The 12,217-nt window shown below is 49.3% G+C and carries 7 protein-coding genes and 1 pseudogene; all 8 read right to left on the minus strand.

Features of this window, described 5'->3' with window-relative positions; genetic code table 11:
• Positions 1 to 336 (minus strand): annotated as a pseudogene (locus WQ57_RS21420) (IS3-like element ISBsp3 family transposase); the annotation flags it as partial.
• 234 nt (positions 337 to 570) lie between these two features.
• A complete protein-coding gene (gene aceA, locus WQ57_RS21425; RefSeq protein ID WP_046525783.1) occupies positions 571 to 1,854 on the minus strand; it encodes an isocitrate lyase in 1,284 nt (427 codons plus the stop codon).
• Between the two features lie 254 nt (positions 1,855 to 2,108).
• Positions 2,109 to 3,656: an L-glutamate gamma-semialdehyde dehydrogenase gene (pruA, locus tag WQ57_RS21430; protein ID WP_046525784.1), complete on the minus strand. Its 1,548-nt coding sequence runs from the start codon at positions 3,654 to 3,656 to the stop codon at positions 2,109 to 2,111.
• A 175-nt stretch (positions 3,657 to 3,831) separates the two neighbouring features.
• Positions 3,832 to 4,800: a nuclease-related domain-containing protein gene (locus WQ57_RS21435; protein ID WP_046525785.1), complete on the minus strand. Its 969-nt coding sequence runs from the start codon at positions 4,798 to 4,800 to the stop codon at positions 3,832 to 3,834.
• Between the two features lie 688 nt (positions 4,801 to 5,488).
• Positions 5,489 to 6,670 carry a CamS family sex pheromone protein gene (locus WQ57_RS21440; protein WP_046525786.1) on the minus strand — a complete coding sequence of 394 codons (1,182 nt, stop codon included), beginning with the start codon at positions 6,668 to 6,670 and terminating at the stop codon, positions 5,489 to 5,491.
• 58 nt (positions 6,671 to 6,728) lie between these two features.
• On the minus strand, positions 6,729 to 8,735 hold the full coding sequence (gene ligA, locus WQ57_RS21445; RefSeq protein ID WP_046525787.1) for an NAD-dependent DNA ligase LigA: 2,007 nt from the start codon (positions 8,733 to 8,735) through the stop codon (positions 6,729 to 6,731).
• Between the two features lie 49 nt (positions 8,736 to 8,784).
• A complete protein-coding gene (gene pcrA / locus WQ57_RS21450) occupies positions 8,785 to 11,064 on the minus strand; it encodes a DNA helicase PcrA (protein ID WP_046525788.1) in 2,280 nt (759 codons plus the stop codon).
• A 99-nt stretch (positions 11,065 to 11,163) separates the two neighbouring features.
• Complete coding sequence (pcrB, locus tag WQ57_RS21455; protein ID WP_046525789.1) at positions 11,164 to 11,847, minus strand: heptaprenylglyceryl phosphate synthase; 684 nt, start codon at positions 11,845 to 11,847, stop codon at positions 11,164 to 11,166.
• Between the last annotated feature and the right edge of the window lie 370 nt (positions 11,848 to 12,217).

Here is a 12,217-nt window from a genome sequence, read left to right on the forward strand (position 1 = left end):
TTTCCTTAGATTGTCTTCAACTGAGACCTCCTCTGAGGTAGGCCTCCCAGTACTTCCTTTTCCTCTTCGTTCTGTAAGGAACCCTTCTTCCCCAAATTGTTTAAAAGTTTTCCTCCACCTCTTCAGGCAGGATCTAGGTTTTTCCGCCCCGATTATTTCGATTTCAAAACCGTTTTCTATAAATATTTGAGAGGGAGCTTTCCCTTCAAGGTTTTCTTTAACGGCCTTAATTTTGAACGCTGGTGTATAAGCAATTGACCTTTCAGAAACATGGTCAACATTCTCATTGTTCTCCAACAGTTTCATTTGATGTTCATTGAATATTATTTTACTCATTTCGTTCCTCCGTCTATATCCCTGATTTGATTATAAACGGGCTAGGTCATTATAGACACAAAAAACCCGAATAACGGGCTTTTTCAAAGCGTCCATTATTCGGGGTATAGTTCAGATTGGAAGAAGGCTTAATAAAGGTGAAAAATCATTCATGGCAAACAAAGCTAAAACGCATGGAGAGCAACGAATCCTGCTGCGAGCTGCAAAACATATAAAGGCTCAGCCGAAACGGCCTTACTTGGCGCCAGTGAACTGCTCCGCTTCTGTAGAACCTTTCAGGGCCGTAGTGGAAGAGGTTCCGCCGCTGATGACCAGGGAGACTTCATCAAAGTATCCTGTTCCAACTTCGCGCTGATGCCTTGTGGCGGTGTATCCGTACTGCTCGCTGCCAAACTCGGCCTGCTGCAGCTCGGAATAGGCAGCCATTCCGCGGTCTTTGTAGCCGCGGGCCAGCTCAAACATGCTGTGGTTCAGGGCATGGAAACCGGCGAGGGTAACAAACTGGAACTTGTATCCCATCTTGCCTAGCTCCACCTGGAACTTCGCAATCGTTTCGTCATCAAGCTTCTTCTTCCAGTTGAAGGAAGGCGAGCAGTTGTAGGCAAGCAGCTTGCCAGGGAACTTCTCATGGATGGCTTCCGCAAAGCGTTTTGCTTCCTCAAGATTTGGTTCGGAAGTCTCGCACCAGATCATGTCGGCATATGGAGCGTAAGCCAAGCCGCGGGCAATCGCCTGGTCCAGGCCTGCCTTCGTGCGGAAGAATCCTTCCGGTGTGCGCTGCCCGGTAATGAACGGCGCATCATATGGGTCAACGTCACTGGTGATCAAGTCCGCGGCATTGGCATCCGTACGCGCAATCACCAGGGTTGGTGTTCCCATGACATCGGCAGCAAGGCGGGCCGCAATGAGGTTGCGCACGGCAGTCTGCGTTGGCAGCAATACTTTTCCGCCAAGATGGCCGCATTTCTTTTCGGAAGAAAGCTGGTCCTCAAAATGGACACCGGCCGCTCCAGCTTCAATCATGCCTTTCATCAGCTCGAAAACATTGAGCTGCCCGCCAAAGCCTGCTTCGGCATCGGCCACAATCGGAGCAAACCAGTCGATGGAGCTGTCACCTTCCGAGAACGTGATCTGGTCGGCACGCTGTAGAGCCTGGTTGATGCGTTTAACGACAGCCGGAACACTGTTTGCCGGATACAGGCTTTGGTCCGGGTACATATTTCCGGAAAGGTTGGCGTCTGCCGCCACCTGCCAGCCGCTCAGGTAAATGGCTTTCAATCCTGCCTTCACCTGCTGCACAGCCTGGTTGCCAGTCAAGGCTCCAAGTGCATTGACAAAATCCTCTTCATTGACCAGCTTCCAAAGCTTCTCGGCGCCGCGGCGGGCCAATGTATGCTCAATATCCACCGACCCTCTCAGTTTAATGACCTCCTGCGCGGTATAAGGCCTCTCCACGCCCTTCCAGCGAGCATCCATTTCCCAGCTTTCCTGCAATTGTTTTACACGTGCATCTGTCATTTTCCAATTCCTCCTATCAAACTATCAGTTTATGGATTTTGAATGATTCATTGGAGCCATGCACTGGGCAAGAGTGCTTTACCCTGCATGTTCATGTTGTTATAACACAGATAAATCATTTGATATTTGTATTATATAACAGAGAAAATGAAATGCAACTGTTTTAGTTAAATTTTTTGAATATTTTTTCGACAAGTTGTTGCGGCACGTAAAAAAAGAGGCATGCTCAGTAGCTTGAGCATGCCCCTTTAAGTCTAAAACATTTCTGAAGTTGTTTTTGCCTGCATGTGGAGCAGCAGGTAGTCAGGACCGCCCGCTTTCGAGTCGGTTCCCGACATATTGAAGCCCCCGAATGGCTGATAGCCGACGATGGCACCAGTGCAGCCGCGGTTGAAATAAAGGTTGCCCACATGGAAATCTTCGCGGGCCTGCTGGATTTTCTCACGGTTGCGGGTAATGACGGCACCAGTCAAGCCGTACTCGGTATTATTGGCAATTTCGATGGCATGGCTGAAGTCCCTCGCCTTTGTAAAGCCGACTACCGGTCCAAAAATTTCTTCCTGCATCAGGCGCGCACTTGGGTCAAGGTCAGCGAAGATGGTTGGCTGGATGAAGTAGCCCTTGGAATCATCTCCTTCACCGCCAGCCGCCAGCCGGCCTTCCTGCTTGCCGATTTTGATGTAATCCATAATTTTATTGTAGGCGTTCTGGTCTATGACCGGCCCCATAAAATTGGTCTGGTCCTCAGGGTTGCCGATTGTAAGCTGCTCGGTGAGTTCAATAGCGCGGTTGAGGACCTGGTCGTATACATCCTCAACAATCACCGCGCGGGAACAGGCCGAGCATTTCTGGCCGGAAAAGCCGAAGGCCGAAGCAACGATGGACTGGGCTGCAAGCTCAAGGTCCGCTTCGCTGTCAACGACGATGGTATCTTTCCCGCCCATCTCGGCAATGACCCTCTTGAGCCAGATTTGCCCTTCACTTAGCGTGGATGCACGCTGATTAATCCGGAGGCCGACATCACGGGAGCCAGTGAACGAAATGAAGCGTGTATCTTTATGGTCGACAAGATAGTCTCCGACTTCCGCCCCGCTTCCCGGAACAAAGTTCAAAACACCTTTTGGCAGGCCTGCCTCTTCCAGCACTTCCACGAATTTCGCGGCTACCACCGGGGTGGTCGAGGCCGGTTTCAATAGGACTGAGTTGCCGGCGACAATCGCCGCAACGGTGGTGCCAGCCATGATCGCCAGCGGGAAGTTCCATGGAGAAATAATGACGCCTACTCCAAGCGGAATATAGTCGTAGCGGTTATATTCATTAGGACGGCTTTGGACAGGCACACCGTCTTTAATTTTCAGCATTTGCCGTGCATAGTATTCTAGGAAGTCGATTGCTTCCGCCGTATCCGCATCCGCTTCACGCCAAGGCTTTCCTGCCTCTTTTGTCAGCAGGGCCGAAAACTCGTGCTTGCGCCGGCGCAGAATGGCTGCTGCCTTGAAAAGGACATCTGCCCGGATCTCAGGCTTAGTCTTCTTCCATGTTTTAAAAGCTTCCACCGCTGCCTGCATTGCCTTTTCCGCCAGATCCTTGCTGGCCTTGGAAACACGCCCGATCACTTCTTCCTTATTGGCAGGATTATAGGAGACTATTTTTTCTTCTGTTGTAATACGCTCTCCGCCAATCAAAAGATCATAATCCTTTCCCAGGTATCCTTCAACTGTCTTCAAACCTTCCAGATACTCATTGCGGTGCTCCTCCACCGAAAAATCAGTAAAAGGCTCATGTTTATATGGCTGAACCATTCGATCTCCTCCCTAAAATAAAGCGTTTACATTCAGCTTTTATTGTAACATGCCGTGGAGGGCGGTTCAAAAATTTTATAGTAATATATTAAACTGGCTCCGACGAAGATAATGAAAACTAGCAAAATTAACGAGAGCCCTTTGGCGAGTTCCAGCAGGACGATAGCGGGAATGATTAATCATCATAAACCTGGTGGTATCTGCGATATTTCCTTGCACCGGTACAGATTAATTCTGCTTTGGATAAAAGTTTTGAGGTGGTGGAAATGGAAGGAAGCTGAAGAAAAGCGCGCATCTGGCTGTTTTGAAAGGAGGTGTTGTAAAGAAGGCCATACTCATAAATTGCTTGAAGATGAGCTGTCCTCGATTTTTGCAGGCAGCGGGGACAGATCCAAAACCCATGCTTCCATGTCATGGGGAGCTGCAGGCAGCTGGGACAGCCAACGCCTGTCTTGATCTCCTGCGGAGAGATGGAATACTGACTTATGATGTCCAGATTTAATGACTCATGCAATTGAAGCAAGGTATCCTTTAATTTTTCCAACTGTCCCGGGGTAAGGATTTGTTTTTTATGAGCTTGTTCAGCTTCCTTGATTCGAAAAAGCAGGTTGCCAGCTGTGCCGATTTCTTTAAAAATGTGTTCCTGTCCCGGATTAGTCCTCAAGATGGCTGACGTGTTGCTCACGGCCACCTGATGAAGGAGGGGCAGCTTAAAAGAGAATCTTCCCGCCAGCAAGCAATCAAGCTGATATTTCTGCCGTTTAACCTGCAGGATGGGGTCAGACATAGCCTCGTTCTTTCCATTAACTGTTTTAATAAGCTGCTGGGAATGCTGATCAAGGAATAAATCGCCCGAGAGGTTTTTTATTTCAATCAGAAGGCCAAACCGTTGTGAGAGTAAAAGAGTATCAATTTGAAAGAAGAGTTGTTTATGGGGAAGACGGAGGGCGTGAAAAATGAGGTAATCTTCTTCCGGAAGAAGGCTTGTATAATAATCCACAGCCTGCTCCCCTTTAAAACCGGCTAAACGTCGGGAATATTCCTGCTCTAACTCGGCTCGTCTGGGGTGCTGTTCAGGCAGCCTGTAAAGCAAGGCCCTCAGTTTTTTAATCGCCAGCGGTTCCGTTCTGGGTTTTATAATCATTAAAGTTTACCTCCCTTGGTTAGTTAGTCACACATGTAGTGCTTCTTCTAGTGCGTAGCGTTCTCCTGCCTTGTTTGAGAGGTATTTTCGTCAATTTGTAGATCTTTTTGTTTGGATTTGTGAAAACCTATTTGCTGGTTTGACCTTTCTATTTGTGTGCGGGACTTTTATTGTCTGATTTTGTGTTGCTATTGTCCGAATGCTTGGTTCTATTGTCCGGATGCTTGATTCTATTGTCTGATTTCCCACTCCTATTTGCTGTTTTTCACGTTCTATTTGCCGACACATTTTCTATTGTCCGGTTTCGTGTTTTTATTGTCAGGTTTCGTGTTTCTATTGTCCAAGTTCATTATTCTATTGGCCAAATCCCCTCTCTTATTTGCCGATTTCCACGTTCTATTTGCCGGCGCATTTTCTATTGTTCGATTCCACGCTTCTATTGTCCTGATTCACTTCTCTATTATCCCAATCCCCAATCTTATTTACCGATTTTCACGTTCTATTTGCCGGCACATTTTCTATTGTCCGAATTCGCATTCCTATTGTCCGGTTCCACGCTTCTATTGTCCCGAATCACTATCCTATTGGCCAGATTCACTATCCTATTGTCCGGACACCACATCCTATTTGCCAACACCCCAACCCAATGAAACAACAAAAACCAGCCCGGGGGCTGGTTTTCTCTTTTTTACTGATACACATGCACAAATGGTTCATCCTGGTTTGGCTTGCGGACGATGAGTGCTTCCTGGCCGTTAACCGATGACACGCTTACCTGTACGGAAACGTAGGCTGGGAAGTGCTCCATCACAAGCCCGGTTACGTACTGGGTGAAGCCGATCGCTTCGGACTTACCGTAAAACTGGATCGGAATATTGATATTCAGGTCCTGAAGCTGGCCGTCTAGATAAAAGCCTTTGCCGACTACTCCGTTAAAATTCGGGAAATATTCCTCTACGTCCTGCTTGAAGTTGGAAAACCATGTCATATCATCACGATGGTTTTGCTCTGCTTCGGAGGATGGGAAAAGAACATAATTTTCCCTGACTTCCTGCCAGCCTCCCAGGTTGCTGCTGCCCCGCGGAACCTCTGCATAGGCAAAGAAATTCCCGGGAGTCACGGATGACCGGCTTTCCTGCTCAAATAAGGCAATCGTGATCGGAACACTCTTCAGCTCTTCCATCTGCCTTAGACGCTTCACTACTTCCCCGGCAATTTTTTTACCTTCCCGTTCCAGTTCAGCATGGTCGATTTTGGTTTCATAAACGGCTCCATAATCCTCAAGTCGATAATAATGGACGGAATTCAAAGCAAGGCCGATGACAACACCGCCCAGCTGGTAGGTGCCTTTTTTGCCGTTTACTTCCTCGAGGTAATTATGCTCAAGGATGTGGGCGAGGTAGATTGGATTTTTTTTATTGCGGTCATGAAGATCCCCTTTGCCTGGGTCAACCGGGTTCAATCCTACATTATCTTCCTCTTTCATTTCTTTGTCCTTTAGCTGTTCGGCTGTATACTTGCGGGAAAGCCAGGAAGCCACTGTCTGGCTGTCAAGGTACTGGCCTTCCTTGAATACATATTTATTTGTATCGAAACTGTTTTGGGCGATTCGCATCAGCCCTGTTTCAAACTCATGGATATCGTACCGGGTATTCAAGTTGTTCACGACCATGCCCCGGGCCTCGCTTGGCTCGAAAGGCATGATGGTCCGGTAAAAATTTTCCGAGATCTTATACTTTGGTATAATCGCTTTCTCATTGTTTTCATCGTCCTTTTCCTGGACGACACGGTCTTCCTGCTGAAAATTCGGCGCGCAGGCCGACAGCAGCAGGACAACAGAAACAGCGGTCATTTGCAGCCACTTTTTCATGCCGTTTCCACCTCTTTCGACAGACCTGGCATTTGATTCCTTCAACTGCCATAATAGCCTATTTATTCAATTCCTCAAGCAGTCTCTCTTCATCCCATACTTCAATCCCAAGGCTTTGTGCCTTATCCAGCTTCGAACCGGCATCAGCTCCGGCAATGACAAGATGCGTTTTCTTGCTGACGCTTCCCGCCACATTGCCGCCGAGGGCTTCTATCTTTTCCTTGGCCTCATTTCGGCCCATCTGTTCCAGCTTCCCTGTCAGCACAATGGTCTTGCCTGCGAAGAAAGAATCCGACTCTTCGGCAGCAACCGGCCTTGGGCCTTTGTATTCCATATTCACTCCGGCCGTTTTCAGTTCACCGATCAGTTCCATAACCTCTTCGCTGTCAAAGAAAGTCACAACCGAGTCGGCCATTTTATCCCCGATTTCATTGATCGCAACCAGTTGCTCGATGGAAGCCTCCATCAGGCTGTCCATTGTGCCAAACTCCTGCGCCAGTGTCTTTGCCGCTTTAGCGCCTACAAGGCGGATTCCGAGGCCAAATACCAGCTTTTCAAGCGAATTGCTTTTTGAGGCCTCAATGGCTGCCAAAAGATTGCTGGCCGACTTTTCGCCCATCCGCTCAAGGCCCAGCAGCTGTTCTTTAGTCAATTTGTACAAATCGGCAACATCTTCAATCAATTTTTCAGCAAACAGCTGGGAAATAACCCTTTCCCCCAACCCATCGATATTCATGGCGCCACGGGATACAAAGTGGATCAGCCCTTCCCTGATCTGTGCAGGACATTTCGGGTTAATGCAGCGGAGGGCCACTTCCCCTTCAATACGGACCAGCTCGCTTTCGCACTCAGGACAATGGGTCGGCATCACGAACTCCACTTCATTGCCAGTGCGCTGCTCTGCCAGCACATTGACGACTTCAGGGATAATATCTCCCGCCTTCTTGATGACCACTTTGTCGCCAAGCCTGATGTCTTTCTCCCTGATCAGATCCTCATTGTGGAGGGAAGCCCTTTGAACCGTTGTTCCGGCCACCTGGACAGGTTCAAGGATGGCAGTAGGCGTCACTACGCCAGTACGGCCGACACTTAGTTCGATGTCCTTCAGGGTTGTGACCACTTCCTCTGCCGGAAACTTATAGGCGATCGCCCAGCGAGGGCTCTTCACCGTCGTACCAAGCTGGCGCTGCTGCTCGAGGGAATCCACTTTTATGACAATCCCGTCAATATCATACGGAAGATGCGGGCGCTTTTCGCCCCAGCTTCCGACAAACTGAATTACTTCTTCGATATTGGCAGCCTTTTGGCGCTCCTTATTCGTTTTGAAGCCCAGTTTCTCCAGGTAATCAAGACCGCCGCTATGCGAGGCGACGCCCGTTTCTCCCGGGTCGGCGATGCCGTAAAGGAAGATGTCAAGATTTCTTGATGCCGCGATTTTCGGATCAAGCTGCCGAAGGGAACCTGCCGCCGCATTGCGCGGGTTGGCAAACGGTTCCTCGCCCCTCTCCATCTTTGCTTTGTTGAGCTCCTCAAATGATCGCTTCGGCATGAAGGCTTCCCCGCGCACTTCCATTGTGACAGGCTCGCTCAGGCGGAGCGGTATGGACCGGATTGTCCTTAAATTGGACGTAATGTCCTCGCCAATGGTTCCATCGCCGCGTGTAGCCCCGAGAGCAAACAATCCCGCTTCATAGCGAAGGGTTACCGCGAGGCCATCGATTTTCAATTCACACACATAGGAAACATCGTCGCCAACAGCCTGGCGGACCCTGCGGTCAAAATCCCTTAAATCCTGTTCATCGAAGGCATTGCCGAGGCTTAGCATCGGGGAAGTGTGCTCCACCTTCCTGAACATGTCAAGAATTTCCCCGCCGACACGCTGAGTCGGAGAGTCCGGCGTCCTAAGTTCCGGGTATTGGTTCTCGAGGTCGGCAAGCTCCCTCAGCAGCTGGTCATATTCCGCATCAGGCACGGATGGTTTATCAAGAACATAATATTCATAGCCATACTGATTTAAAAGGTTTTGCAGCTCTGCCGCTCTTGTTTCTGCTGTTTGACGATCCATAGATCCAGCCCTTTCCATGTGTATTGAAGGTTTTTTCATCTAGGTTGTACTATGCTTTCGTAATCGGCGCAAACTTGGCCAGCAGCCTTTTGATGCCGGTTGGGCTTGGGAACGCGATGTCCAGCTCGGTTCCTTCTCCGGAACCTTTTACGCTGACGACGGTGCCGACTCCCCATTTGCCGTGCTGGGCCTTGTCACCCACCTTCCATTCCAGCTCATCTCCGCCGGTGGAAGCTGCTGCCGGCCTTGTTACCGCAGCGCGCTGCTGGCGCGGCGTGCCAAATGGAGTGGTTTGTCCTCTTGAAGAACCATACGAACTTCCCCTTGAAGCTCCTCCAAACGGAGAGGCCTGTCTTGACGCAGCCTTCTGCCGGATTGCTTCATTCGCATTTTCCACCAATTCTTCCGGTATTTCTTTTATAAACCGGGATTCGGGATTCATGTTGGTGCGTCCAAACAAGGTACGCATCTGGGCGTTGGTGATGAAAAGTTCCTCTTCGGCCCTGGTGATGCCTACATAGGCCAGGCGGCGTTCTTCTTCCATTTCCGCCTCTTCCATCAAGGAGCGGCTATGCGGGAATACACCTTCCTCCATTCCAATCAGAAAGACAACAGGGAACTCCAGCCCTTTTGCAGAGTGAAGCGTCATCAGAGTGACCGCTTCGCTGGTTTTCTGGCCATCTTCGTCCAGCTTGTCAATGTCAGCAACAAGAGCCAGATCCGTCAGGAACCCGATCAGGCTTTTATCTTCACTGCTCTCTTCAAAGCTGTTGGTAACTGTTAAAAATTCATCCAGGTTCTCGAGGCGGCTCTGGGATTCAAGCGACTTTTCCGCCTTCAGCATATCCCTGTAGCCGGACTTTTCAAGTACTTCCTCGACAAGCTCCGTGACAGATAAAAAGTCCTGCATATTCGTATAATTGCGGATCATATCCCGGAATTCGGCCACTCCCTTGGCTGCCTTCGGACTCAGGCCGATCAGCTCAAGGCTTTCGAGCGCCTGAAACATCGAAAGGTCATGGAGCGCTGCGAAATTGGCGATTTTATCGACCGAGCTTGCCCCGATGGCCCGCTTGGGAACATTGATGACCCGCTGCAGCGAAATGTCGTCATCAGGATTGGATATCAGGCGAAGATAAGCAAGGATGTCCTTGATTTCCTTTCTGTCATAGAACTTGGTGCCGCCGACAATGGTGTATTCAAGGTTCGATTTCAGGAAAGATTCCTCGATCACACGGGACTGGGCATTTGTTCTGTATAAAATCGCAATATCCGAGAGTTTCCGATTGCCCGAACGGACCAGCTCCTGGATTTTTCCGATAACAAACTGTGCTTCTCCCTGCTCGCTGTCCGCACGGTAGTACACAATCTTGTTTCCTTCGGCATTTTCGGTCCACAGATTTTTCGCTTTGCGGTTCAGGTTATTTTCAATGACCTTGTTTGCTGCAAGCAATATCTTTTTCGTTGAACGGTAGTTCTGCTCCAGTAAAATGACGCTGGCACTCGGATAGTCCTTTTCAAATGAAAGGATATTGGCAATATCCGCCCCGCGCCAGCGGTAAATCGACTGATCGGAATCGCCGACAACACAAAGGTTTTGGAACCGGGCTGCCAAAAATTTGACCAGCATATACTGGGCCCGGTTCGTATCCTGGTACTCGTCGACATGGATATACTGGAACTTGCGCTGGTAATATTCGAGCACTTCCGGAACGCGCTGGAACAGCTGGATTGTTGTCATAATCAGATCGTCGAAGTCCAGCGCCTGGTTCTTGCGCAGGCGTTTCTGATAATCTGTGTAAACATCGGCCACCACATTCCCGTAGTAGTCGCCAGCATTTTTGGAAAATTCCTCCGGGCCGATCAGCTCGTTTTTGGCTGATGATATCGCCCCAAGCATTGCCCGCGGGTCGTATTTCTTCGGGTCGATATTCTTTTCTTTTAAAATATTTTTAATAACGGACTGCTGATCGCCGGTATCAAGGATGGTAAAATTGCGGCTGTACCCGAGGCGGTCAATATTCCTCCGCAAAATACGCACACACATGGAGTGGAACGTCGAAATCCAGATATCGTCTGCGGCTCCGCCCATCATGCTTTGAATCCGTTCGCGCATTTCCCTGGCCGCCTTATTTGTAAAGGTAATGGCCAGAATGTTGTAAGGGTTGACACCTTTTTCGACCATTAAATAGCCGATCCTGTGGGTCAGCACCCTGGTCTTGCCGCTTCCTGCACCCGCCATCAGCAAGAGCGGGCCATCCGTTGTTTTCACAGCCAGCTGCTGCTGAGGGTTCAATCCGTTCAATAATCGGTCTGTTAAAAATTGCATAAATCGCTCACCACCATACAAACATTTGTTCTTATTTTATCCCATGGGACTGCAGTCCGGCAACTCCTCTGTTTGGGAGTCTGCCGCCATCCGGATGGATTACTTGACTGCTTTTACAGTCTTCAACGCTTCTTCGAGGTTTTGATAAACAGAATTGCCGACTACAATAACATCTGCGGCCTGGCCCATCTCTGCGGCCTGCTCCGCAGTTTCAATGCCGCCTCCATAAAAGAGCACGGTTTTATCAAGCGTGCTTTTCACGGCCTGGACCAATGCGGAATCCCCATAGGAGCCGCTGTACTCAAGGTAAAAAATCGGCAATGAAAACATTTTTTCAGCCATCATCGCGTAGGCCCTTGCATCATCTATGGTCAAATTTGTGTTCGCTTTTGTCAGCTTCGCAGCTTTGCATTCCGGGTTCAGGATGCAATATCCCTCCACCATGACCTCATTCCAGTCCATCAGGTCGCCATATTCCTTAACCGCCTCCTGATGCAATCCTGTCACCCATTTCGGGTCCTGGCTGTTTAGGACCGTTGGTATAAAATAAAGATCAAAGCCCGGAGTGATCGCTTCGATGTCGGATACTTCCAGAATGCAGGGGACCGTATAGCGGCGGATTCTCGCCATTAAGTCAAGCACTCCTTCAAGCGTGATTCCATCAGTCCCGCCAACGATAATGGCATCGGTGCCCGATTCACAAATTCTCTCCAGATCCTCATCCTGGATTTCTTTATCGGGGTCCAGCTTAAACACGTGACGCCACTCGTGAAAATCGTACATTCTCAGATTGCCTCCAATCTCTCTAATTCCATTACACCATTATAGCATTTGTTATAGTCAATCAAAAAGGAAAGGTGAGGAAAAAACGAAGGGGGCGTGATGTTGGAAAAATGATTGGTGTGGGAGCTGGGTTTCAGCGTATATTCGTGGGGGTGGAAGTGAAGAAAGGCCATTGGGGCCTTGGCTCAGATACTTTTTTAGGTGGGACGGGGAAAGTAGGCACTGACAGGCCGGCTCAGGTACCTTTTTTGGGTGGGACTGGGCAAAAGGGGCACTGACAGACCAGCTCAGATACCTTTTTTGTGGATGACCGGGAAAAACGGGCACTGACGGACCCTCTCAGATACCTTTTTGGACCTGAACCAGGCAA

This window comes from Mesobacillus campisalis, from assembly GCF_000986785.1.
Classification (GTDB): Bacteria; Bacillota; Bacilli; order Bacillales; family Cytobacillaceae; genus Mesobacillus_B; species Mesobacillus_B campisalis.